This is a genomic window from Mesorhizobium sp. M6A.T.Cr.TU.014.01.1.1 (assembly GCF_004022765.1).
Classification (GTDB): domain Bacteria; phylum Pseudomonadota; class Alphaproteobacteria; order Rhizobiales; family Rhizobiaceae; genus Mesorhizobium; species Mesorhizobium mediterraneum.
Genome location: NZ_RZPG01000029.1, coordinates 1 through 22,063 on the forward strand (window position 1 = coordinate 1; position 22,063 = coordinate 22,063).

Consider the following 22,063-nt stretch of genomic DNA (forward strand, 5'->3'; position numbering starts at 1 on the left):
TCAGAAACGCACCATCGAGGACACTTGGCGACACATCGGCCATCTCGTCGCAACGATCGAACCCGGCGAATGCAAGAACTACTTCGCAAACGCCGGGTACGCTTCCGTCAAAACGTGAAAGACTCTAGCGCTGCGGTATGGGTTTCGGAGTAGATCCAAGTGACTACTTAGTCCTGCGTCGCCTTTTCGCTAAAGGCGAATGTTAACGAAGGCCAAGGAAGCTGAGTATCGCTATTACGATAACGACGGCCCCAACCAGCCAGATGATATTGTTCATGACAGCTCTCCTTTGTCTTTTCCGCGAATCCCGGGCAGCTGGACATAATTTGTGGAACGCCTGCTCGGCATTCTTGTTCCAATAGCCGCCCTCAGGACCGGGAGGCCCGCGCCTCTGGAGGAGCGCGGGCCGACCGGGCCCGATCCAGCAGCCAATATCCGGGAGATACCCGCTGTCATCCTACAACTGTTAGTATGCGCTAATGTTCCGTCGATGCAGGAAAAAGACGGTGCCCGGTGAGTGCCGGACGCAAGGCGCCTCGGCCCGCGGCTCGCATCTGCCAGAAGCGCGGGCTCTCCCGTCGACGCCTCGGCGATGGAGCCTATATTGCTAGTGCCGGCGAACCGCAGCATCGCTTTGCAACAGCGTGTGCCGAATCTCGGGATGAAATCAGTTTTCGGAAACGTTTATCGAACAACGCTCCATCCTTGGTGAGCAAAGACCCTCCGGCGGTGGCCTCACGTTACACCGTGCATACGCCGAGGAGACAGAATATGCCGGCCAAAGCCTATATCAACCAGATCGCGACAGCGGTGCCGGAGCACGAGGTTCATCAATTCTATCTGCGTTTCGCGGCCTCCATGCTTGTGGCCGATCGCCGAAGAATTTTCGAACGCATGGCTGATCTCGCCGGCATCGAGCGCCGCTATTCCTGCTTTGCACCCGCTGGCGACCCCGAAGGACCATCAGCAGATCTGGCTGGGACTTTTATCCGGGGCGCCTTTCCTGGAACGGCCGAGAGAATGGCAATGTTCGGAGATGCCGCGCCTGTTCTGGCGCAAAAAGGCGTCGACGGATTGGAGCTTGGCGATGACGCTCGCCGCATCACTCATCTCGTCGTTACCACCTGCACCGGTTTTTCGGCGCCGGGCATCGACCTGGATCTGGTTGCGCGATGCGGCCTGCCGGACAGGGTCGAACGCACGATGATTGGTTTCATGGGATGCTACGCGGCGATCAACGGTCTCAAGCTTGCCCGCCACATCGTCCGCTCCGACCCTCGCGCCAAGGTCCTCCTGGTCAATATCGAACTCTGCACGCTGCATCTGCGCGAAACGACCGAACTGGAAAAGCTGCTGTCGTTCTGCCTCTGGGGCGACGGCTGCGCGGCCGCGCTCGTCACCGCAGAGCCGGCCGGCGTCGAGCTCGAGAGCTTTCATTGTATCGTGGCGCGTGAGCGGCGTGACCTGATGAGCTGGAGCATTCGCGACCACGGCTTCGAGATGGTTCTTTCCGGCCAGGTCCCGGCAGCGATTCATGAAGCGTTGCGGAGCAACCAGGACGCCATCCTCAGCGGCCGGACAGCGGAAGCGGTCGACCTTTGGGCCGTGCACCCGGGTGGACGGTCGGTTCTCGACGCCGTCGAAAGGGCTCTGAAACTCGCGCCCACCGCGCTGGAGCCATCGCGCGAGGTGTTGCGCCGATACGGAAACATGTCGTCAGCGACTGTCATGTTCGTGATGAAGGAGATGCTGAAGGCGCCGCCGGGCCTGCTCGGCTGCGGCATGTCGTTCGGACCCGGGCTGACGGCCGAAACCATGCTTTTTCGAACCGTGTCATGAGTGGCCTGGAGCACCGTAAGCTTGCGCCGGAAATCCTTGACGGACTTGCGGCCGACGATCCGCGAGCGCTTGCCACGCGCCGCGACCTTCGTCACATCAACGCGCTGATGTTTCAGGCAAAGATCATGGCGTCGCTGCTCGGGAAATTTGTGCCAAAGCCGCCACGCCGGATTCTGGAGATCGGCGCCGGCGATGGCTCCTTCATGCTGGCGGTAGCGCGGCGCATGGCCGGGCAATGGCCTCAGGTCGAGCTGGTGATGCTCGACCGCGTCGACCTCATCACCGCGCAATTGCGTGGTGATTTCGACAGGCTGGGGTGGACGGCCGAAGGCATCACCGCCGATGTCTTCGACTGGGCAAGAAAGAATGAGGGCAGGCGGTTCGACGCGATCACCGTCAATCTGTTTCTGCATCATTTCGACGACGCCGAGCTCGTGCGCCTGTTTGCACTGATGGTGCCGAAGGCCCCGCTGATGTTGGCGACAGAGCCGTTGCGGGCGAAACTGGCGCTGGCCGCAATCCGTCTTCTCCCGGCAATCGGCGCCAATGATGTCACACGAAACGACGCGGCTCAAAGCGTGCGCGCCGGTTTTCGCGGCAGCGAGCTTTCTGGTCTCTGGCTTGCGGCAAAAGGCAAACCGGTCGAGGAACGGCGCGCCGGCCTTTTTTCCCACATTTTCGTCGGCGCCAGCACCGATGATGACCTATGACGCGGACCCATGACGCGATCATCATAGGCGCCGGCCCGGCGGGCACATCCGTCGCGCTCACGCTGGCCCGGCGCGGGTGGGCCGTGGCTATCGTGGAGAAGAGCGCGTTCCCGCGCCGCAAGGTCTGCGGCGAATATATATCGGCAAGCAATCTCGCGCTTCTGGACCAGCTGGAGATCGGCGATGCCTGGCGTGCCAATGCCGGCCCCGAAATCCGCCGCGTCGGCTTCTTTTCCGGCGAAGCTAGTGTCGAGGCGCCCATGCCTCCTGCAAAAAATGGGCCCCGTGCAAAAGATCGGCCCGCTGCAAACGATGGTTTCGGCCGGGCGCTTGGCCGGGACATTCTCGACTGTCTGCTTTTGCAGGCGGCGCGATTGGCGGGAGTCGAAATCTTTCAGCCCTATCGCGCCGTCGCCATCGAGCGGGATGGCGAGATGCAAATGGTGCGAATTCAAGCCGGGAACGAAACGACGGTATTGCGTGCGCCGGTGATTGTAGCCGCGCACGGCTCCTGGGAACCAGGACCGCTGCCCAGCCAGCCCGAAAAGACCAACCGCCCGTCGGACCTGCTCGGCTTCAAGGCGCATTTCACCGGGTCGTCCCTGGCGCCTGATTTGATGCCTCTGCTGGCGTTTCCGGGCGGTTATGGCGGCATGGTCTCGGCGGATCATGGCCGGTTGTCGATCTCGTGCTGCATTCGGCGCGATATGCTGGCGCGGTTGCGTAAACACCGTGGCCCAAACCACAGCCATGTATCGGCCGCCGATGCGGTCTCCCGCTATCTGATGGAATCGTGCCGGGGTGTCAGGGATGCCCTTGGGGCAGCTCACCGCGACGGTCCGTGGCTTGCCGCAGGCCCGATCCGGCCGGGCATTCGCTCCTGCTACGAACGGGACATCTTCCGCGTCGGCAATGCAGCCGGAGAGTCTCATCCTGTTATCGCCGAGGGCATCTCGATGGCGCTTCAGTCCGGCTGGCTGCTGGCTTGCGAACTCGCATGCGCGCCAAGCGGCCGGGTGGGGCGCGAGGCTGCCGGCAGACGCTATGAGGCGGCCTGGAAAAGACTGTTTTCGACACGGGTCCACGCCGCTGCAGCACTTGCCGGAATTGCCCTTCGCCCCGGCAGCGCCACCTTGATGGCGGCAATTGTCCGGAATTTCCCGCAGACACTGACATTGGGCGCGCAACTAAGCGGCAAGACAAAGCCGGTTCCCGGCTTTGTCTGACAAGTGGTGCGACGCGTCAGGCGCAAACCAAGTGCCACAGCGTCCTCGACAAGCGTTAGCTCTGCGGCAGCAATGCTGGCGCAAACAACAAACGGGCACCGTCTTTTTTTCGGTTTCGATGGAACAACATCCGCCCGCCACGGTTGGAAGCGCAGTCGTTCTACTCCAGCGACTATGAAGGCCGTTCGGACGGCATTCGGACAAAGGCCCCGCGCTTCCTCCCCACGGGGCCTTTTCTGTCGCTGCAGGAATTTTTACGGAATTTGGAGCGCACCCGAACCGGGCGGGCTAGCCGGGCCTATTAAATGCTGCCGTCATGGCTCGTCGATGTCTTGTTTCGAAGGATTACGCGCGAGAGCGCGTTCCTCCTCATCGTCCGGCAGCGCCTCGTCGCTGTCCTGGTACGGATTGTCGTCGTCTTCCTCGGGCAGTTCACCCTCTTTCTCGAGGTCATAACGGATGTCGCCGTTTCCCGGCACGCTGTCTGGTAGAATTTTGCCGCCTTTGATCGCGTCCCAATCCTGCTGTTCGATTGTCGGGCCTTCGGACGGATCGTCGGATTTTCTGCGCGGTGCCATCAGAGCTCTCCTGTGCTTATGTGGATCACATGCCTAACTCCGCGGACCGCTGCGTAGTTCCTCGGCCGAACCGGCGGGATCGTTTCACGTCGATCCAGCAGCCATGTCGGTTTGGCCTGCCGACGGGCTTTTTGCCGGGCCTTTAGTCTCCGGCCTTTGGTCTCAATGAGAGCTGACCGTTAGGCCGGAGTTACAAAAGTTGAACATGGTCGAGGAACAGTCCTTCGGTCTCACTGTTGGTTTTCCAGCGCATCCCGCGCATTCAGAACAGGAGAACGACGATGAAACGCATCCTTCTGGCGTCGGTCATGCTGGCAGTATCGTCCGGGCTTTCACTTGCCCAGACGACAAGCGGAAGCTCGACGAGCGGAACCTCGACGACCACAACCATGCCCAGCACCACCGATCAGGGAACCAACTCCACCACCACAACCGATCAGGAAACTGACTCGACCACCACCAGCGGCACGAATCCGAATTCGGCCAAAGATTGCGCACCTGGCCAGCAGACCGGCAGCGCGCGAGAGGCCGCTCCTGGTCAGCAGGACACCGACACCAAGACCGCCGCCCCCGGTCAAATGAAGAAGACTACCGAAGAGTGTTGATCGGCAAATCGCCATAGGCCGGAATTGCCGGCCTATGGCTCGCCCAGCATCGTCTATGCAGAAGGGGACGGCGTGAGCCCGTCAGCGCGGCACCGGATCGAGGAAGACGTGCAGTCCGCCCTCGCCTGGGCGGCGGGCCGTTAGGCCCCATCGCCTTCACGGACGGGCTGAAGGTGAAATCCGGCGGCATGCCGACTAGCAAGCTGCCAACAATGTCATTCTGCATCCTCGCAAACCGGCGGCCTGCGTCAGATCTCGTCCGATTGGGCGCGGCCACCGCCGCGTGCCGCAAGACCGGCCAGCAAGCGGCTTTGAACTTGCGTGATATCTAATATAAGAGCACACTTCAAAACCGGGTGGGGGGAAACAGCTCAGAAAAAGCAATCGGGAGGAAAGCCATGAACAGCATGAGCCTCACCACGCTTGAACGCGGCAAGACGACGGTCGAAGCCGCGGCCCTTGAAGCGCTTTCGGCACAGTTGCGCGGCACCGTGCTGAGGGAAGGCGACGCCGCCTATGACGACGCCCGCAGCATCTGGAATGCCATGATCGACCGGCGGCCCGGGCTGATCGTGCGCTGCGCCGGTGCCGCCGACGTCATCGCCTCGGTGAATTTTGCCAGGGAAAATGGGCTCCTCCTCGCGGTTCGCGGCGGTGGCCACAACATCGCCGGCAGTGCCGTCTGCGATGGCGGCCTGATGATCGATCTGTCGCCGATGAAGTCGGTGCGGGTCGATCCAGCGACGCGGCGGGCATGGGTGGAACCTGGAGCGACGCTCGCCGACGTCGACGCGGAAACACAGGCCTTCGAACTGGCAGTGCCGATCGGGATCAACTCGACCACCGGCATTTCAGGCCTGACGTTGGGCGGCGGCTTCGGCTGGATCACCCGGAAATTCGGCCTGACCATCGACAATCTTCTCGGCGCCGATGTGGTTACGGCCGACGGCAAGCTGTTGCGCGCCAGCCAGACCGAAAATCCCGACCTGTTCTGGGCGCTGCGCGGTGGCGGCGGCAATTTCGGCGTCGTCACGGCCTTCGAGTTCAAGCTCCACCACGTTGGTCCGCAGGTGCTGGCGGGGCTTGTCGTTCATCCTTTCGCCGATGCCGAAAATGTGTTGCGGGAATACCGAGCGGCGCTCGAAGCAGCGCCCAATGAGCTGACCTGCTGGGTGGTTATGCGGCAGGCGCCGCCGCTGCCGTTCCTGCCGGCCGAATGGCATGGCAAGGAGGTGCTGGTCCTGGCCATGTGCTATTGCGGCGATCTTCAGGAGGGCGAGAAAGCGACGCAAAGGCTTCGCGCCATCGGCACACCGATTGCCGATGTGGTCGGCCCCAACCCGTTCACCGGCTGGGAGCAGGCATTCGATCCGTTGCTGACGCCCGGCGCCCGAAACTACTGGAAGAGCCATGACTTCACCGAGCTTTCCGACAGCGCGATCGAGGTCGTCACGGCCGCGATACCCAGGCTTCCGGGGCCTGAATGCGAGATATTCTTCGCCCATATCGGCGGTGCCGCAGGCCGCGTGACAGCGGATGCAACGGCGTTTCCGCAACGCAGCGCGCATTTCGTCATGAATGTCCACGCCCGCTGGCGCGAACCGCAAATGGACCGCGCCTGCATCGACTGGGCGCGCGGTGTTTACGAGGCGATCAGGCCATATGCCGCCGGCACGGCCTATGTGAACTTCATGCCCGAGGACGAGGTCGACCGGGTCGAAGCAGCCTATGGCGGCAACTATCGGCGACTTTTGGAAATCAAGCAGCGTTATGACCCGCTGAACCTGTTCCGCATGAACCAGAACCTGCGCCCGGTGGAAAACCTGCGCGCTGCATAGGCGTGCGCACGCAACGACAAGGCCCGCACCTCCGGCGGAGGTCGCGGGCCTCATTTCGGTCATGCGCCAGAGCGGTTCGCTGAACCGCTCTGGCTATTTCTTTGTGCAGTTTCCGGGCAGAAACCGCTGCACACTTTTCCTGGAATTGGTCTAGGCAGGCATCAAGATCGCAATGCGATGCACGCCGACCACGCTACTTGTATTCGTGGCACCGTCGGTCTTGCCCTTGGCGCAAGTGTACATCTCGCCTTCCTTAAGTTTGAATTCCTTGTCCGCCTTCTTGATCGTGAATTCGCCGGCAGCAATCGTGCATACCATGTCGTTGTCCATCACGGTTTCAGGAAAGACTGCTCCAGGCTGGAAGACTATATCGACGATTGAGATGCTCTTGTAAGCGGGAATGTCGGAGTTGCCAATGCCGACCTCCACCACTCTGATGCCGGGCGCAACCTCTTTGCCCTCCGTCGGGCCGTATTGCTTGGCGGCCCTTGCAGGCGTCGCCAAGGCGAATAGAGGCGTTACGGCGGCGGCGGTGACGCCGAGAGCAATTGCAGACCTGCGATTCATGGTTTCCATCGCATCCTCCCTTTTGTTGGTCGCGCACAAATGTGCATGACCAAGGTATATTAGCATAAGCGAATTTACCTGTATGCAAAGCCGGGCCGGCAACGCAGCCTGCGCGCAGACGATCATGGGTGATGCGACGCTTTTGATCCGAGAAAGCTTCAGCTGTCGCCCGCCCAGGCAAGGTCTAGTCCTTTCGGTTTCTTGACTCGGTCGGCAAAAACGGGCAGCAAAGCCTGATACGGAGGGCATTCCCGCCATTTTCTTAGTCGTGGAGGGGGCTTTTTTGTTATCGACCTTCGCCCAATCGGCGATCGGTAGAGGGATTGGTTAACCAAGTTTGTCCATCTTTTGAATCAATCGGCAACAGACGCGAAGCGTGCAGGGGGCACCAGGCGACTGTGATTGTGACGGCTGCGAGCCCCGCATGCCGCAAGGCCGATTGAGGTTGGTGTATGGCGTTTGTGCGTTTGAAAAACCGGGGTGACAATCCTGACTCTGGATTGACTTCGATGAGGCCCGGCCTGCGCTGGGTCGCGGTTCCCGTTATTGGCGTTGCGGTCGCTCTGTGGTCGGTGGCGACCATGGCCGGCCTCTATTCGGTGGGAACCTCGCTCACCGCTGCCTCCAACAGTCTTCCGCAAAGCCTGCGCGCGCCGCGCACCATCGCGCTCGCCGATCGCACGCTTGCCAATTCATGGGCCAATTCGTGGGCGCCGTTACCGGCAAGCCGGCAGCGTCAGGCGTCGCTGCTCAGCCGATGCGATGCCGGTTGCGCACAGGCCGCCGCGAACTTCGTGCATGAAGGCAAGGCGGCGCGTCTCAAACCGCTGGCGCAGCCGGATACTGTGCCGCTTGTCGCAGAAATCTCGCCGCAAGCGCGCTTCGACAGCGTGGTGGCGAAAGCCGCGCTGTCGCCGCAAAAGCTTGCTGCTGCCTTTGCCCACGCAGCACCTCCTATGCTTGCCAGCCTGCCGGCGGCCGCGGGCGTTGCGGAGCCGGCGCGCCTGCCCGACCAGAACGGCCCGGCCGCGGTGCGCTTCGGGCCGGAGATCGCTGAGATCGAACGATCCTCCCGTCTGGCGCTCGCGCTGGCGAATGCGTTGCCGGAACAGATGATCGATGTGCTGCCGGAGGTGGCGACGGCCGACACTGCTGCGCCGCCGGAGGGCGAGGTTCAGATGGCCTCGCTGCCGCCGCAGGACGAGATGCCCGACAGCGTTCCCTTGCCGACCTTCCGCCCGCGGGCGGAAGTCGACCAGTCAGACGAGGCGCCCCATGTCGAGGCGCCCAAGGTCGAGGCACCCAAGGTCGAGGCACCCAAGGCCAAAGCGCCCAAGGTCCAGTCATCAAAGGCCGCCAAGGCCCAGTCTCGGCCATCCAAAGCCAACAAGGCGCAGATCGCCGACGCTCCGCAGGTCGAGATGCCACGGGCGCCAGCCTTGTCACCGAGGAGTTCGTCACCGGCGGCGATGCCAAGCATGCAAGCCAAGCAGGGCATGCAAGCCAGCCCGGGCATGCAGGGCAGCCCGGTCATGCAGGGCAGCCCGGTCAAGCCGGCCAAGCGGTCGAAGGCCGCAGACATGCTGGCCTATGCCAAACCCGATAGCCCGGCGGGCGGCGGGGCCTTCCGCAACCTGTTCACCAAGCCCGGCATCGGCAGCGGCGTCGCCGTCTACGACATCTCGGCGAAAACCGTCTATATGCCGGACGGCTCGCGGCTCGAGGCGCATTCGGGACTGGGCTCAATGGTCGACCAGCCGCGCTACGCCAACCGGAAGAATGCCGGCCCGACGCCGCCCCACACCTACGATCTGAGGCTGCGTGAATCGCGCTTCCATGGCGTCGAGGCGCTGCGTCTCACTCCTATCGACGGCAAGAACAAATTTGGTCGGGACGGCTTTCTTGCGCACACCTACCTGCTGCGCGGCCGCCGCGGAGAATCGAGCGGCTGCGTCGTTTTCAAGGACTATGCCCGCTTCCTCGCCGCCTTCAAGAAGGGCAAGATCAAACGCCTCGTCGTGCGCGGCTAACCAAGCCGCTGCTGCAGGTCGCCTCGGAAGGGGCGCGGCGCGTAGGTCGTCGCGGCGGCGGTCCTTCATGGCTTCGTCATCCCAGGGTCTTCTCGACGTCGCTTCGCTCCTGCTCCGCCCTGGGATGACGAAGCTGTGGGGAGATTTCGGCCAATCTCGAAGGTTTTCATTCCCGGCCGAGGATACTATGACTGACCGGACCGGGGCGGCGGCTTCAACCAATCAAAGAGGATGTCATGACTATACGCGCTGTCGTTTGGGGCGAGAATATCCATGAACGGACCAATGAGGTGGTGGCGGGGATCTACCCCGAGGGCATGCACGCGACGATCGCCAACGCGCTCAAGCTCGACCCCGAAATTTCCGTGTCCTGGGCGACGCTGGAGCAGCCGGAGCATGGTCTGCCGGCCGACCGTCTGGCGCAAACCGATGTCCTGCTATGGTGGGGACACAAGGACCATGGCGCCGTCGCCGACGAAGTCGTCGAGCGCGTTGCGCGCCGCGTCTGGGAAGGCATGGGGCTGATCGTCCTTCACTCCGGCCATTTCTCGAAGATCTTCAAGAAGTTGATGGGCACGCCCTGCACGCTGAAATGGCGCGAGGCCGGCGAGCGCGAGCGGCTCTGGGTGACGAGCCCCAACCACCCGATCGCTGCCGGGATCGGCGAGTATTTCGAGCTGGAGAACGAGGAGATGTATGGCGAGCAGTTCGCCGTGCCGGAGCCGCTGGAAACGGTTTTCATCTCGTGGTTCCAAGGCGGCGAAGTGTTCCGGTCTGGGCTGACCTATCGCCGCGGCGCCGGCAACATCTTCTATTTCAGGCCCGGCCACGAGACCTATCCGACCTATCACGACGCCACCGTCCAGAAAGTGCTGCGCAACGCCGTGAAATGGGCGCACAACCCGCAGGGGTCAAATCCAGCCATCCTCGACGCGCCGAACGTGCCGGTTGAAAAGGCGCTTGAGCCGATCGTCGAGCGCGGCGGAAAACTCCATGCCGAGGATGAAGCCGGCTACCGCTAGACCATGATTCGGGAAATCCACGGTCGAACAACAAGATAAAGCCTCATCCTAAGGATAAGAATCATGCGTCTCCTGATACTTGGCACCGGCTGGATGGCGGAGGAGCACGCCAGGCAGTTCAGCAAGATCGAGGGCGTCGAACTGATCGGCGCCGTCGATGTCGACCGCGCGCGTGTCGACAAGTTTTCGGACATCAACAACATCCCCAACCGGTTCGCGTCGCTGGAAGACGCGCTCGCATGGGACAAGTTCGACGCGGTGGCGAACGTGACGCCGGATCGCATCCACCATCCGACCACCATGATGCTGGTCGCGGCGGGCAAGCCGGTGCTGTGCGAAAAACCGCTGGCCGAAAATTACCAGAGGGCCAACGAAATGGCCGATGCCGCCGAGCAAGCCGGCATCGTCAACATGGTCAACCTGACCTATCGCAACGTCGCCCCGCTGCAGAAGGCGCGCACCATGGTGCTTGCCGGCGAGATCGGCCAGATCAGGCATGTCGAAGCATCCTATCTGCAGAGCTGGCTGGTCTCCAAGTTCTGGGGCGACTGGCGCACGGATCCGAAATGGCTGTGGCGGCTGTCGCGCGGCCACGGCTCCAATGGCGTGCTGGGCGATGTCGGCATCCACATACTCGATTTCGCCAGCTATGGCGCGGCGCTCGACATCGACCATGTGTTCTGCCGCCTTAGGTCCTTCGACAAGGCGCCCGGCAACCGGATCGGCGAGTACGAGCTCGACGCCAATGACAGCTTCACCATGGCGCTGGATTTCAGCAACGGCGCTTTCGGCGTCGTCCATGCCAGCCGCTGGGCAACCGGTCATCTCAACGAATTGCGGCTGCGCATCTATGGCGACAAGGGCGGCATCGAAGTCGTGCACAATCTGAACGGCTCGGAGCTGAAAGTGTGCATGGGCGAGAACATCGAGAACGCCAAATGGCAGGTCGTCGATGCCGGAACGGTGCCGACCAACTACCAGCGCTTTGTCGATGCGGTGCGCAGCGGCGTTCAGGCCGAGCCGTCGTTCCGCCATGCGGCCGAATTGCAGAAGGTGCTCGACCTTGCCGTCGTCTCCGACGAGAAGAGGGCTGAGCTCAGGGCCCATGCCGAAACCCATTGATGTCGTTCGCTGAAAGGGGCCAGCCATGGTCACGCGCCGCGCCGAATGTTCCTGCGGTCAGCTGTCAGCCACCTGTTCGGGCGAGCCGGTACGCGTCTCCGTATGCCATTGCCTGGCCTGCAAGCGGCGCACCGGCAGTGCGTTCAGCTTCAATGCGCGGTTTCCCGAGGACAAAGTGTCGATCGAGGGGCGATCGGCGGAGTTCACGCGTATTGGCGAGGAGGGCGGCCGCGTCATCTACAACTTCTGCCCGGATTGCGGCACCACCGTCCATTACCGGATCGATGTCCAGTCCGGTCTGATTGCCATCCCGGTGGGTGCTTTCGCCGACCCATCGTTCCCGCCGCCCTTCCTGTCCTTCTATCACGACAGCCGGCGCTGCCAGTGGGTCGAGGTTCGCACTGAGCCTCTGGCGACGTTCGGCTGAAGACGCCGGCCACGGCAGGCTAAGCGTCGTTCAACCTAGCATTTGCATTGCAGCTGGTCGTCCCCCGATTGATCGGACCAAGCGGGCCGCCGCTAGAGCGACGTGCGTCCATTTGGACGCACAAAGCCCGCTCTAGCACTTTTGAATCTGCGCATCGTGCTTACCGAAAATCGATTCCGATTTTCGGGCCGATGCGCTAGGCCTCGAGGAAGTCCAGGGCCTTTTCCACGAAGGCGCCGTGATACTGGAAAATGGCGGTATGTCCGCCGTCCTCGTATAGGACCAGCTCGGCATTGGGAATGCGCCGAGCCAGGTCGACGGAATTGCTGGTGGGCACCATTCTGTCGTGATCGCCATTCACCACGAGGACCGGATGGCGGATACGCGATAGGTCGGCAGGGCGCTCCTGGCCAAAGGCACGGACTGCCTTGAGCTGCTGGTTGAAGGCGCCGAGCGCGATGGGCTTGTCGCGGTCATTGGTCCGTTCCTTCAATCGCTGCAGAAACGCGCGCGCTGCCTTCTTGCCGTTCGGGCTTTGGGTGAAGAAGAGGTAGTTCTTTGGGTCCTTGATGGTCAGCGCGGCGCGGATCATGTCGAAGATGGTGACGAACGTCACCCTGTCGATGCCGGCACCCCCGGCTGGGCCGGTTCCCGCGAGGATGATCTTGCGAACCAGATTGGGTTCCAGTTGAACAATCGCCTGGGCGATGAAGCCGCCAAGAGATAGGCCGAGCAGATCGACCTGCTCGAAACCGAGGGCGCGGATGAAGGCGATCGCGTCGCGGGCCATCGCCTCCACCGTGCTGGGAGTGGAGCCGCCTGATGCGCCAACACCACGGTTGTCGAAGGTGATGACACGCCGTTTTGCGGCAATGCCATCGACCACCCGGGGATCCCAATTGTCGAGAACCGCACTCAGATGGGTAAGAAAGATCACCGGTACCCCGGTTGTGGGCCCGAGCTCCCGGTAGGCGAATTTCGTGCCGCCGACGTCGACCGTTGTCGTCGGCACGTCCCTGTGTTTGATGATCGCGGCAGGTCGCGATAGCTGATGCACGTTCATGATGGCTTCCTTTCTTGTGGCTTGCCGTTCTCGCGGGGCTGGAGCAGCGCCTTCGCCGCTACCGCGCCAGCCTCAAGAATGCGATCGGACAGTTCGGTTCCGTTCACCGCGCGCGACAGCTCAAGCGTGCCGATCAGGGTCGCATAGACACCGAACGCGACATCTTCGGGGTTGCGGGTGTCGGGCGTGAGTTTGGCCGCCACCTGGCGTACGAGCTTCAGCAGGTGTTCGGCGTAGACTTGGCGCGTATCGGCCGGCTCACGCGCAATTTCGGGTAACAGCGCGGCTGAAGCGCAACCTTTGCCGGGATTGTCCCGGTGTTCCGCCGACAGATACGTGTCAATGGCCATTGACAAGCCGCCGGCGGCCAACAGCTCTTGAATCTGGGTCGCCTGAACCTCCAGGGCCGCCGCCACACTCTCGCGCACAAGCGCCGCCTTGGACGGAAAATGGGGATAGAAAGCTCCATTGGTCAGCCCCGCTTCGCCCATGATGCCGGCGATACCTGATGCAGCGATGCCGTCGGAACGAAACCGTTCGGTCGCAACATCCATAATCCGCTGCCGCGATGCGTCTTTCCTGCCCTTCTCGTAACGCATGTTTTTTCTCCTTCGATCAGCTATTGCATTACAGTCATATTATCACTAAATGATCGTAATGCAATAGGGACACGTCGCTCCGGGTCTCCTCAATTTGGGAAAGCAACAATGAAGGCCTTCATCGTCGATCGATACGCAAAGAACGCTCCCCTGCGGCTTGGAGAGGTTCCGGAGCCGGAAGTAGGGGAGAATGACGTGCTGGTGCAGATCCATGCCGCCAGCCTCAATCTGCTGGACTCCAAGATCAGGGACGGAGAATTCAAACTCATTCTGCCCTATCGCCGGCCATTCGTTGCAGGCCACGACGTGGCCGGAACGGTCATTCGCGTCGGCTCGAAAGTCCGACAGTTCAAACCGGGCGACGAGGTCTATGCGCGACCGCGCGACGGTCGGGTCGGGACTTTCGCTGAATACATCGCCATTAATGATGCGGACGTGGCCCTGAAGCCGAAGAACCTCAGCATGGAAGAGGCTGCGTCCATTCCCCTGGTGGGGCTAACCGCTTGGCAGGCGCTGGTTGAAAGGGCGAAGCTGAAGAAAGGACAGAAAATCTTCATTCAGGCTGGTTCCGGCGGAGTGGGAACATTCGCCATTCAATTGGCAAAGCACCTCGGAGCGACGGTCGCCACGACAACCAGCGCGTCCAACACGGATATGGTCAGGAATCTGGGCGCCGATGTCATCATCGACTACAAGAAGGATGACTTCGAGAAAGTCCTTTCGGGCTACGACGTCGTCCTGAACAGCCAAGACAACAAGACCCCCGACAAGTCCCTGCGTGTGTTGAAGCCAGGTGGTCTCGCCGTTTCGATCTCCGGTCCGCCCGATTCTGGGTTTGCCAGGGAGAAGGGTCTAAGTGTGGTGCTGAACCTGGTCATGCGCGTTTTGAGCGCCGGCATCAGGAGGCGGGCCAAACGCGCAGATGTCCGATATTCGTTCCTGTTCATGGCGGCCAATGGGGAGCAGTTGACCAAAATCACGTCTCTCGTCGAGTCGGGCGTCATCCGCCCGGTCATAGATCGGGTTTTCCCGTTCGAGCAGACCAATCAGGCCTTGGCCTACATCGAGCAGGGCCGCGCCAAGGGCAAGGTTGTCATCAAGGTGAAATAGCTTTGCAAGGCTTCAGGCGGCGAACCTTCGCTTCCGGCATCGCCAAACGATGTTCTACCCAAGCGTCCCAACGGGCATAGTACGGACTTTTCGACACTATCCACTCAACTCGGCCATCGGCAGCCGGCCAACTGAGTTGAGCCTGAACGCTAGAGCGCTTCATCGTTTCAAGGAAAAACCGAACCGCTCTATCTCTTTGTTTTTGCGCAATTCCGGGCGGAAAACCGTTTCACACTTTTCCTGGAATTGCTCTAATGCCGCAGGATCTTGCTCAGGAAGACGCGGCTGCGGTCGGTCTTGGGGTGCGAGAAGAACTCGTCGGGCGTGCCGCTCTCGAGGTCCGCACTGAGCCTCTGGCGACGTTCGGCTGAAGACGCCGGCCACCTTTCGGTGACGTTTTGGACGGTGCAGTCTGCTGATCCAGGGCGGGCTGACGATCGCTTGTTCGATGAACCGGAACCATCCACACTCTCCATGCATTCGATGGACTGTGAACGCGATGACTTCCAACAATGATTCGGGCAACAATGATCCGGGCGGACCACTGGCGGGCTGGACGATCAAGCTCGGAGAGTCGCCAATAGTAGGTACAGCTATCCACAGCGGCACCGACGTTGGCAGGGCTTGTCGATCGCTCATGTGTCTCTCCGATCCCGACCGGCGTCGAGAAGAGGACCCGTTCACCGAGCGTTTCATCGCCGATTTTCCTACCCAGATCATCGTTCATCAGTCACGCTTCCAAGTGGATCTGAACCGTGCGCGAGACGCTGCGGTCTACCGGTCGCCGGACCAGTCCTGGGGCCTGAAAGTCTGGCGAGAGCAGCCGGATGAGGACATCGTAAAGGGGGCTCTCTCCTTTCACGACGCCTTCTACAGTGAGCTGAACCGTGTCCTTGCCGGTATCGAGAAGCGCCATGGCACGTTCGTTCTCGTCGACGTCCATAGTTATAATCACCGGCGCGACGGACCGGAGGCTATGCCTACGTCACGTGACGTCGCGCCCGACATCAACATCGGTACGTCTTCCATGGACCGCGAGCGCTGGGCACCGGTCGTCGACGCTTTCATCGAGACGCTTCGCGGCCAGCGTCTCGACGGCGAGCCGATCGACGTGCGCGAGAATGTGTCCTTCCAGGGCAAGGGGGAACAGACCCGTTTCGTCCATGCCAATTTTCCGGAAACCGGGTGCGCCATCGCCGTCGAGTTCAAGAAGATTTTTATGGACGAATGGAGTGGCGAACCCGACTGGGGAACAATCGAGCGGCTGCGCGCCATGCTGGCGTCTACGGTGCCCGTCCTGGAGTCGGCGCTGCGGGCCATGCCATGAAGCCCAAGCTCGTTGAGCCCGCGCCTCCATTGGCGCAAATCGAATCGGACCTGGACGCGCTTTTGCGGGACGGCAAGCCAATCCGCCGCGATTTCGGCAATGGCAACCGTTTGCACATGGATCGGCCGCTGCCCTTTCTGTGTGTCCATGTTGGGTCGCATCAGGATGCGGCATTCCATGCCGTCTCTGCCAACGCGTCCTATCTGATCGCGGCCGACATCGGCCTCGCCGGCGAGGTTGCGCGGCTGGTGGCGCGAAGGCTGCGCGATCACTGCGGCGCATTCCTCATGCTGGACATCGGCGAGTTGGCCGAAGACCGGTTCCTGACCGAGGATGTGCCGTTCCTGCCGCCTTTCGAGATTGCGCTGGCCTGCGGCGACACGGCGGCGGAGAAGTCGGCCCTCAAGCGCTTCGCCACCGCTGCGTCCGCACGCGAAGCAAAATACCGCACGCCCCGCGTGGACGAACTCAACCCCACGACACGCGCCGAAGCACGGTTTCTGGATGATCTCAGTGATGCGGCGTACTTGACGGTACGCTTCGCACCGATTTACCGGGTGCCTGGCACCAAGCGCGTCTACCCCGAACTCCACGACCTCGTCGTCGCCAATATCGTCGATTCCGCGCTTCAGGCCGTCAGCGCCTTCCTGAAGGCATCAAGGCTGGAACAGCCGGCAACCCATCGTTCGCTGGGGCGGCGCGCCTATATCGACGCAGTGGTGCGCGCTGATCGGGCGATCGACAACGTCGCGTCGACATTCGATTTTCTGCTTGCCGTCACACCGATCAATGCCGAACCAGCCTGGCTGGAATTCCAGGCAGGCGCCTTCGAGCGTGTGCCCGTACTGCTCTACCGGCCGCTCGAGTTCGAGGTCGCCGGCCAGAAACGGAAGCTCTATTCGGTCTCGCTCGATCATCTGGAAGATCCGCTGCTGACCACGCTGCTCTCGCAAAAGCAGCAGGAACTCGATCTCCAACTGTCGATGCTCGCGGCGCGCGAAACGCCCCGCTTCGTCGAACTCGGACGAGCACTCTATGGTAGCGTCGAGCCGAGCCTGGCGGCGCGAGCACGCGCCATTCTCGAAAAGGCGCCCAGCGTTGCGTCGGCGGCCCGGCAGAAGGGCATGGGCGCCGACGCTGTCGCTGCGGCCGCGCGAGACATGATCGCCGGCTACCGGGCAGCCTATCCCGAATTCGATGCCTCCGTGGAGATCCGCGGCGACCTGCCGGCCGGCCTCCTCGTCTCTCGAAACCGGCTGCTGGTTTCACGCGATACCAATCTTCCACCGGAGCGTCTGACTGCGCTGCTTAGTCACGAGATCGGTGTCCATCTGCTGACCTATTTCAACGGCGATGCGCAGGGGCTCGCCATTTTCCGCAACGGGCTCGCCGGCTATGAGGGCATGCAGGAGGGGCTGGCCGTGCTAGCGGAATATCTGGTCGGCGGCATGACCGCAGCGCGGTTGAGGCTGATCGCGGCCAGGGTTATCGCCTGTCAGGCGATGCTCGACGGCGCAACATTCGAGGAGACCTTCCGCATCGTCCACAAGGATTTCGGTCTCGACGATCGCAGCGCCTTCAACGTCGTGCTGCGTGTCTTTCGAGGCGGTGGCCTTGCCAAAGACGCCATCTATCTGCGGGGCATGGGGCAGGTCCTCGATCATCTGAAGGACGGCGGCAGCCTCACGCCGTTCTGGATCGGCAAAATCTCCGCCGCGCATTTCGGAGCGATCCAGGAACTCAACGCGCGCGGCTTGCTGCGGGCGCCGCGCCTCGAGCCTGCGTTCCTCTCTTCCGACGCGGCGCGTCCGCGCCTCAAGAAAGCGATGGCGGGAATGGGTCCGATCGATATGGTTGAAACGTAAGCGGAGTCTCCTCGATGCGCATTGCGTTCTTTGTCAATTCCATTGAGAGCGAGAGGCCCGCCTACACGACGACAGCGTTGGCGCTGGCCGCTGTCCAGCGCGGCCATTCAGTCGTCTATGTTGAACCTGGCGACTTCATACTGCGTCCGGACGACAGTCTGGCCGTCAGCGTCGCGGTTCTGCCGGACGCTCCCTACAAGACGTCCGACCGATTGTATGCTGCCCTGAAGGATGCAGCGAAGCAGAAAAAGACCTCCGCGATCAGCGATATCGACATTGTGTTTCTGCGCAATGACCCATCGCTGGATGCCAGCGATCGGCCATGGGCCGCCAACGCAGGCGTTATGTTCGGGCGGCTCGCAGCGGAACGCGGCGTGATTGTCGTGAACGATCCGGACGGTCTCGGGCAAGCACAGAGCAAGCTCTACCTTCAGTCTTTTCCCGAGGCGGTTAGGCCGGCTACCCTGATATCGCGCAGTATTACCGAGATCCGCGCATTTATCGACAAACACTCGAAGGGCTGCGTCGTCAAACCACTCCAAGGATCGGGTGGCAAGAACGTCTTCCATATAGCGACACCTACCGATTCCAACCTCAACCAGATTTTCGAAGCGGCCAGCGGTGACGGCTATCTCATCGCGCAGGTCTACATTCCGGAGGCCAAGGCTGGTGACGTGCGTCTTTTCCTGATGAACGGCCTGCCGCTGGTGCGCGACGGCAATTACGCAGCCTTTCGCCGCGTTCCAGCCAAGGGCGACGTCCGGTCCAACATCCATGCCGCCGGAACAGCCCGCAAGGTCAAGGTAACCGGCACGATGTTGGGCATTGCCGAGATGGTGCGCCCCAAACTGATCAATGACGGCATGTTTCTGGTTGGGCTCGACATCGTCGGGGACAGACTTCTGGAGATCAACGTCTTCACGCCAGGCGGGCTGACACGGCTCGCCGTCATGTACAAGACGGATTTTGCCGCAAGTGTCATCGTTGCGCTGGAGGAGAAGCGGACGCTGCGCCGAGCCTATGGAACGACCATTACAAATTCACGGCTGGCGACGCTCTGAGGGACGCAGGCAAGAACCCTAATGCCGCAGGATCTTGCTCAGGAAAGCGCGGCTGCGGTCGGTCTTGGGATGCGAGAAGAATTCCTCCGGCGTGCCGCTCTCAACGATGGCGCCGGCATCCATGAACACCACGCGCTGGGCGACCTTGCGGGCAAAGCCCATTTCGTGCGTCACCACCATCATGGTCATGCCTTCCTCGGCCACCGCGACCATGACGTCGAGCACTTCCGAGATCATCTCGGGGTCGAGCGCCGAGGTCGGCTCGTCGAACAGCATGATCTTGGGGCGCATGCCGAGGCAGCGGGCGATCGCCACGCGCTGCTGCTGGCCGCCGGAGAGTTGCGCCGGATAGGCGTTGACCTTGTCGGCAAGGCCGACCTTGGCAAGCAGCTCGCGCCCGGCCTTCTCGGCTTCAGCGCGCGGAATCTTGCGCACATGGATAGGCGCCAGCGTCACGTTTTCGAGCGCCGTCTTGTGCGGGTATAGGTTGAACGACTGGAAGACGAAGCCGATCTCGGTGCGCAGCCGCGTCATGTTGGTGGTGGGGTCGCCGAGGCGCTGGCCGTCGACCACCAGGTCGCCATCGCGGATCGTCTCCAGCCCGTTGATGCAGCGGATCAGCGTGCTCTTGCCCGAGCCGCTCGGGCCGCAGACGACGACCACCTCGCGCGGCTCGACGCTGAGCGTGATATCCCTCAGCACATTGAGCGTGCCGAACCATTTGTTGACGCCGCGAAACTCGATCATGCCGGTACCATTTTTGCTGCGGTTCGACGTCATAACTGCACCTCGCCATGGGCCGCACCCATGCGCTGCTCCAGCCGGCGGGCCAGCATGATCAGCGGATAGCAAACGATGAAATAGCCGAGGCCGACGAGGAAGAAGACTAGGAGGCCGTTCGGCACACGCTGCACCACCAGCCAGCCGACGCGGGTGAGGTCGGTGAGCCCGATGGCTGAAACGACCGAAGAATCCTTGATCAGCAGCACATACTGCCCGACCAGCGGCGGCAGCACGATGCGCATCGCCTGCGGCAGCACCACCTGGCGCATGCGCTGCCAGCGCGACAGGCCGGACGCCAGCGCCGCCTCGACCTGGCCGGTCGGCACCGAGCGGATGCCGGCGACGACGATCTCGCAGATGAAGCAGGCGGCCAGATTGGTCAGCGCGATGATGCCGGCGGTGAAGGCGTCGAGCTCGATGCCGAGTTCCGGCAGGATGAAGAAGATCAGGAAGATCTGCACCAGGAACGGCGTGCCGCGGATCAGGTCGACCCAGGCGCCGATCGCCCCGCTGATCAGCCGGTTGCCGCCGGTCCGCAGGATGCCGAGGCCAAAGCCGATCAGCGTGCCCAGCACCAGGCTGATCAGCGACAGCATCACGGTCATGCCGAGGCCGCGCAGGGCGAGGGGATAGCTGCCGGCGATGCTTTGCAGCTGCTGCCAGATCATGTCCGTGCCCCCGCTAGGCCGAGCCAGCGCCCGGACAGCGCCGCCAGTCCCTTCAGCCCGTAATTGAGCAGGAGGTAGAAGGCGGCGATGGTGATAAAGCCCTCCGCCGGCATGAAGCGGTCGGAGGCGAGCAATTGTCCGGCGCGCGTCAGCTCGGCGACCGCGATCAGCGACAGCAGTGCGGAATCCTTGACCAGCACGATCGCCTGTCCGAGCAGCGGCGGGATCGTCACCTTGAACGCCTGCGGCAGGATGACCAGGCGCATGCGCTGGACATAGGTCATCCCCGAAGCGACGCCGGCCTCGACCTGACCGCGCGGGATCGACAGGATGCCGGCGCGGATGATCTCGGCGACATAGGCGCCGCTGTTCAGCGACAGAGCGAGGATGCCGACGACGAGCTCAGGCAGGATGATGCCGAGCCGCGGCAGGCCGAAATAGAGGAAGTAGAGCTGCGCCAGCAAGGGGGTGGCGCGCACCGCGTCGATATAGGCTTTGGCCGGGATTCGGAACAGCCGCCCGCGCTGCAGGTTCATGGCGGCGAGCCCAATGCCGACGGCGAGCGCCCCGGCAAAGGAGAGGACAGACAGCCACACGGTCGTGACGAGGCCCTGCCCGAACAAGGGCAGATATTCGACGATGGTGCGGAAGCTGAAGTTTTCGAGCATCGCTGGACGGATTTCCCCCGGGCGAAACGGATTCCGGGCGGCTTCGCGGCGCCGGGGCGCGCGCGAAACCGCTCGGATCTATCGCTGCTTAGTGGTCTTTCTTCCAATCTTCGGAATTGACCCAGTAGTCGAGGTTCTTCTGCAGGCGGCCGTCGACGCTGACCTGGTCGAGGAACAGGTTCATCCAGACCAGCAGGTCCGGCTCGTCATAGCGGGTGGCGAAGGCAAGCGGTTCCTTCGACAGCAGGTCCGGCATGATGGTGAAGCTGCCGGCCGGATAGGCGGTCGACTGGCCTTTCACCGCCGAGACGTCATTGACGCCGCAATCGGCTTGGCCGTTGTTGACGGCGTCGAGCAGCAGCGGACCGCCGCCCTTGTAGCTCTTGATGTCGGCATCAGGGAAGGCGTTCTTGGCTTCCTTCTCGCCGGTGGCGCCGAGCAGCACGGCGATCTTGGTGCCCTTGGCCTTGCAGTCCTCGGTGGTCTTGAACTTGCTGTCAGCCTTGGTGAAGACGGTGCTGCCCGTATACATGTAAGGTTTGGTGAAGGCGACCTTCATGCCACGCGCCAGCGTCGGCGTCATGTCGGCGACCAGAAGATCGGCCTTGCCCGACAAAAGTGCCGGGATCAGCCCATCCCAGTCGAAGTCAAGGAAGGTGATCTTGACGCCCATCTCCTTGGCCATCAGCTCGGCGAGCTCGACCGAACTGCCGGTGCGTTCGCCGGCAGCACCGACGAGCGAGAAGGGCGGTCCCTGCGTCTGCACGGCGACGCGCAACTCGCCGCGCTTGGTGATCTCGTCGAGCGTTCCGGCGCTGGCTGCGGCAGTGAGGCCGGCGAGCGCAAGGCCTGCTATGAAAAGCTTGGCAATCTTCATTGGGCATTCCTCCTTGTTGTCGTTGTTGTTCCACTTTGTTGTTCCACCCCTTGGGGTGCTTTTTGAGCGGCAGCGCCG

At 62.2% G+C, this 22,063-nt stretch carries 21 protein-coding genes and 2 pseudogenes; 14 read left to right on the forward strand and 9 right to left on the reverse strand.

Features of this window, described 5'->3' with window-relative positions:
• From EN885_RS26620 to EN885_RS26635, 4 genes and pseudogenes are all read left to right on the forward strand, one after another.
• Positions 1-118: pseudogene (locus EN885_RS26620) on the forward strand (IS630 family transposase); the annotation flags it as partial.
• 653 nt (positions 119-771) lie between these two features.
• Entirely contained in the window at positions 772-1,839 is a 1,068-nt protein-coding gene (locus tag EN885_RS26625; RefSeq protein WP_128242186.1) for a type III polyketide synthase, read from the forward strand.
• Positions 1,836-2,549 carry a methyltransferase domain-containing protein gene (locus EN885_RS26630; protein ID WP_128242187.1) on the forward strand — a complete coding sequence of 238 codons (714 nt, stop codon included), beginning with the start codon at positions 1,836-1,838 and terminating at the stop codon, positions 2,547-2,549. The genes EN885_RS26625 and EN885_RS26630 overlap by 4 nt, the downstream gene beginning before the upstream one ends.
• Positions 2,546-3,775, forward strand: a complete 1,230-nt coding sequence (locus tag EN885_RS26635) for an FAD-dependent oxidoreductase (protein ID WP_128242188.1) — start codon at positions 2,546-2,548, stop codon at positions 3,773-3,775. The genes EN885_RS26630 and EN885_RS26635 overlap by 4 nt, the downstream gene beginning before the upstream one ends.
• A 314-nt stretch (positions 3,776-4,089) precedes the next feature.
• Here EN885_RS26635 and EN885_RS26640 read toward each other — a convergent pair whose 3' ends face one another.
• On the reverse strand, positions 4,090-4,353 hold the full coding sequence (locus tag EN885_RS26640) for a hypothetical protein (protein WP_095489169.1): 264 nt from the start codon (positions 4,351-4,353) through the stop codon (positions 4,090-4,092).
• Positions 4,354-4,634: 281 nt separating this feature from the next.
• Between EN885_RS26640 and EN885_RS26645 the strand changes: the two genes are divergently transcribed.
• Both EN885_RS26645 and EN885_RS26650 read left to right on the forward strand, forming a co-directional pair.
• Positions 4,635-4,958: a hypothetical protein gene (locus EN885_RS26645; RefSeq protein WP_126105556.1), complete on the forward strand. Its 324-nt coding sequence runs from the start codon at positions 4,635-4,637 to the stop codon at positions 4,956-4,958.
• A 398-nt stretch (positions 4,959-5,356) separates the two neighbouring features.
• Positions 5,357-6,796 (forward strand): FAD-binding oxidoreductase, encoded by a 1,440-nt coding sequence (locus EN885_RS26650; protein WP_128242189.1) that lies wholly within the window; start codon positions 5,357-5,359, stop codon positions 6,794-6,796.
• A gap of 150 nt (positions 6,797-6,946) precedes the next feature.
• On the opposite strand, the gene EN885_RS26655 is transcribed toward EN885_RS26650, so the two are convergent.
• Complete coding sequence (locus EN885_RS26655; protein ID WP_128242283.1) at positions 6,947-7,372, reverse strand: hypothetical protein; 426 nt, start codon at positions 7,370-7,372, stop codon at positions 6,947-6,949.
• A 500-nt stretch (positions 7,373-7,872) separates the two neighbouring features.
• On the opposite strand from EN885_RS26655, the gene EN885_RS26660 reads away from it, so the two are divergent.
• The 4 genes from EN885_RS26660 (at position 7,873) to EN885_RS26675 (ending at position 11,964) form a co-directional block, all read left to right on the forward strand.
• Positions 7,873-9,393 carry a tlde1 domain-containing protein gene (locus EN885_RS26660; protein ID WP_128242190.1) on the forward strand — a complete coding sequence of 507 codons (1,521 nt, stop codon included), beginning with the start codon at positions 7,873-7,875 and terminating at the stop codon, positions 9,391-9,393.
• 236 nt (positions 9,394-9,629) lie between these two features.
• Positions 9,630-10,415 carry a ThuA domain-containing protein gene (locus tag EN885_RS26665; protein WP_128242191.1) on the forward strand — a complete coding sequence of 262 codons (786 nt, stop codon included), beginning with the start codon at positions 9,630-9,632 and terminating at the stop codon, positions 10,413-10,415.
• Between the two features lie 63 nt (positions 10,416-10,478).
• On the forward strand, positions 10,479-11,537 hold the full coding sequence (locus tag EN885_RS26670) for a Gfo/Idh/MocA family oxidoreductase (protein ID WP_128242192.1): 1,059 nt from the start codon (positions 10,479-10,481) through the stop codon (positions 11,535-11,537).
• 25 nt (positions 11,538-11,562) lie between these two features.
• Positions 11,563-11,964: a GFA family protein gene (locus EN885_RS26675; RefSeq protein WP_128242193.1), complete on the forward strand. Its 402-nt coding sequence runs from the start codon at positions 11,563-11,565 to the stop codon at positions 11,962-11,964.
• A gap of 196 nt (positions 11,965-12,160) precedes the next feature.
• On the opposite strand, the gene EN885_RS26680 is transcribed toward EN885_RS26675, so the two are convergent.
• Together EN885_RS26680 and EN885_RS26685 are read right to left on the reverse strand one after the other, a co-directional pair.
• Positions 12,161-13,027, reverse strand: a complete 867-nt coding sequence (locus tag EN885_RS26680; RefSeq protein WP_128242194.1) for an alpha/beta hydrolase — start codon at positions 13,025-13,027, stop codon at positions 12,161-12,163.
• On the reverse strand, positions 13,024-13,626 hold the full coding sequence (locus EN885_RS26685; protein WP_128242195.1) for a TetR/AcrR family transcriptional regulator: 603 nt from the start codon (positions 13,624-13,626) through the stop codon (positions 13,024-13,026). Before EN885_RS26685 ends, EN885_RS26680 begins: the two co-directional genes overlap by 4 nt.
• Positions 13,627-13,734: 108 nt before the next feature.
• Here EN885_RS26685 and EN885_RS26690 point away from each other — a divergent pair, with 108 nt between their 5' ends.
• Positions 13,735-14,736, forward strand: a complete 1,002-nt coding sequence (locus EN885_RS26690; RefSeq protein ID WP_128242196.1) for an NADP-dependent oxidoreductase — start codon at positions 13,735-13,737, stop codon at positions 14,734-14,736.
• A gap of 251 nt (positions 14,737-14,987) precedes the next feature.
• On the opposite strand, the pseudogene EN885_RS34880 reads toward EN885_RS26690, so the two are convergent.
• A pseudogene (locus tag EN885_RS34880) lies at positions 14,988-15,074 on the reverse strand (polar amino acid ABC transporter ATP-binding protein); the annotation flags it as partial.
• Between the two features lie 110 nt (positions 15,075-15,184).
• Here EN885_RS34880 and EN885_RS26700 point away from each other — a divergent pair.
• Genes EN885_RS26700 through EN885_RS26710 form a run of 3 tightly spaced genes read left to right on the forward strand, consistent with a single transcriptional unit; the run spans position 15,185 to position 18,989 of the window.
• Entirely contained in the window at positions 15,185-16,063 is an 879-nt protein-coding gene (locus tag EN885_RS26700; protein ID WP_245493146.1) for an N-formylglutamate amidohydrolase, read from the forward strand.
• Positions 16,060-17,928 (forward strand): flavohemoglobin expression-modulating QEGLA motif protein, encoded by a 1,869-nt coding sequence (locus EN885_RS26705; protein ID WP_128335233.1) that lies wholly within the window; start codon positions 16,060-16,062, stop codon positions 17,926-17,928. Before EN885_RS26700 ends, EN885_RS26705 begins: the two co-directional genes overlap by 4 nt.
• 14 nt (positions 17,929-17,942) lie before the next feature.
• Positions 17,943-18,989 carry a glutathione synthetase gene (locus tag EN885_RS26710; RefSeq protein WP_128242198.1) on the forward strand — a complete coding sequence of 349 codons (1,047 nt, stop codon included), beginning with the start codon at positions 17,943-17,945 and terminating at the stop codon, positions 18,987-18,989.
• An 18-nt stretch (positions 18,990-19,007) separates the two neighbouring features.
• Here the strand turns inward: EN885_RS26710 and EN885_RS26715 are convergent, their stop codons facing one another.
• The 4 genes from EN885_RS26715 to EN885_RS26730 form a co-directional block, all read right to left on the reverse strand.
• Positions 19,008-19,736, reverse strand: coding sequence for an amino acid ABC transporter ATP-binding protein (locus EN885_RS26715; RefSeq protein ID WP_128242199.1), 729 nt, complete (start codon positions 19,734-19,736; stop codon positions 19,008-19,010).
• Between the two features lie 29 nt (positions 19,737-19,765).
• Entirely contained in the window at positions 19,766-20,440 is a 675-nt protein-coding gene (locus tag EN885_RS26720; RefSeq protein WP_095489178.1) for an amino acid ABC transporter permease, read from the reverse strand.
• Positions 20,437-21,108: an amino acid ABC transporter permease gene (locus EN885_RS26725; protein ID WP_128242200.1), complete on the reverse strand. Its 672-nt coding sequence runs from the start codon at positions 21,106-21,108 to the stop codon at positions 20,437-20,439. Before EN885_RS26725 ends, EN885_RS26720 begins: the two co-directional genes overlap by 4 nt.
• Before the next feature lie 88 nt (positions 21,109-21,196).
• The gene (locus EN885_RS26730) at positions 21,197-21,985 is read right to left on the reverse strand and encodes an ABC transporter substrate-binding protein (RefSeq protein WP_127203944.1); all 789 of its coding nucleotides are present in this window, start codon (positions 21,983-21,985) and stop codon (positions 21,197-21,199) included.
• Positions 21,986-22,063: the final 78 nt, after the last annotated feature.

Coding starts and splice junctions, on each gene's coding strand:
- EN885_RS26625 (WP_128242186.1), top strand. CDS start 772: ATGCCGGCCAAAGCCTATATCAACCAGATCGCGACAGCGGTGCCGGAG.
- EN885_RS26630 (WP_128242187.1), top strand. CDS start 1,836: ATGAGTGGCCTGGAGCACCGTAAGCTTGCGCCGGAAATCCTTGACGGA.
- EN885_RS26635 (WP_128242188.1), top strand. CDS start 2,546: ATGACGCGGACCCATGACGCGATCATCATAGGCGCCGGCCCGGCGGGC.
- EN885_RS26640 (WP_095489169.1), bottom strand. CDS start 4,353: ATGGCACCGCGCAGAAAATCCGACGATCCGTCCGAAGGCCCGACAATC.
- EN885_RS26645 (WP_126105556.1), top strand. CDS start 4,635: ATGAAACGCATCCTTCTGGCGTCGGTCATGCTGGCAGTATCGTCCGGG.
- EN885_RS26650 (WP_128242189.1), top strand. CDS start 5,357: ATGAACAGCATGAGCCTCACCACGCTTGAACGCGGCAAGACGACGGTC.
- EN885_RS26655 (WP_128242283.1), bottom strand. CDS start 7,372: ATGGAAACCATGAATCGCAGGTCTGCAATTGCTCTCGGCGTCACCGCC.
- EN885_RS26660 (WP_128242190.1), top strand. CDS start 7,873: ATGAGGCCCGGCCTGCGCTGGGTCGCGGTTCCCGTTATTGGCGTTGCG.
- EN885_RS26665 (WP_128242191.1), top strand. CDS start 9,630: ATGACTATACGCGCTGTCGTTTGGGGCGAGAATATCCATGAACGGACC.
- EN885_RS26670 (WP_128242192.1), top strand. CDS start 10,479: ATGCGTCTCCTGATACTTGGCACCGGCTGGATGGCGGAGGAGCACGCC.
- EN885_RS26675 (WP_128242193.1), top strand. CDS start 11,563: ATGGTCACGCGCCGCGCCGAATGTTCCTGCGGTCAGCTGTCAGCCACC.
- EN885_RS26680 (WP_128242194.1), bottom strand. CDS start 13,027: ATGAACGTGCATCAGCTATCGCGACCTGCCGCGATCATCAAACACAGG.
- EN885_RS26685 (WP_128242195.1), bottom strand. CDS start 13,626: ATGCGTTACGAGAAGGGCAGGAAAGACGCATCGCGGCAGCGGATTATG.
- EN885_RS26690 (WP_128242196.1), top strand. CDS start 13,735: ATGAAGGCCTTCATCGTCGATCGATACGCAAAGAACGCTCCCCTGCGG.
- EN885_RS26700 (WP_245493146.1), top strand. CDS start 15,185: ATGAACCGGAACCATCCACACTCTCCATGCATTCGATGGACTGTGAAC.
- EN885_RS26705 (WP_128335233.1), top strand. CDS start 16,060: ATGAAGCCCAAGCTCGTTGAGCCCGCGCCTCCATTGGCGCAAATCGAA.
- EN885_RS26710 (WP_128242198.1), top strand. CDS start 17,943: ATGCGCATTGCGTTCTTTGTCAATTCCATTGAGAGCGAGAGGCCCGCC.
- EN885_RS26715 (WP_128242199.1), bottom strand. CDS start 19,736: ATGATCGAGTTTCGCGGCGTCAACAAATGGTTCGGCACGCTCAATGTG.
- EN885_RS26720 (WP_095489178.1), bottom strand. CDS start 20,440: ATGATCTGGCAGCAGCTGCAAAGCATCGCCGGCAGCTATCCCCTCGCC.
- EN885_RS26725 (WP_128242200.1), bottom strand. CDS start 21,108: ATGCTCGAAAACTTCAGCTTCCGCACCATCGTCGAATATCTGCCCTTG.
- EN885_RS26730 (WP_127203944.1), bottom strand. CDS start 21,985: ATGAAGATTGCCAAGCTTTTCATAGCAGGCCTTGCGCTCGCCGGCCTC.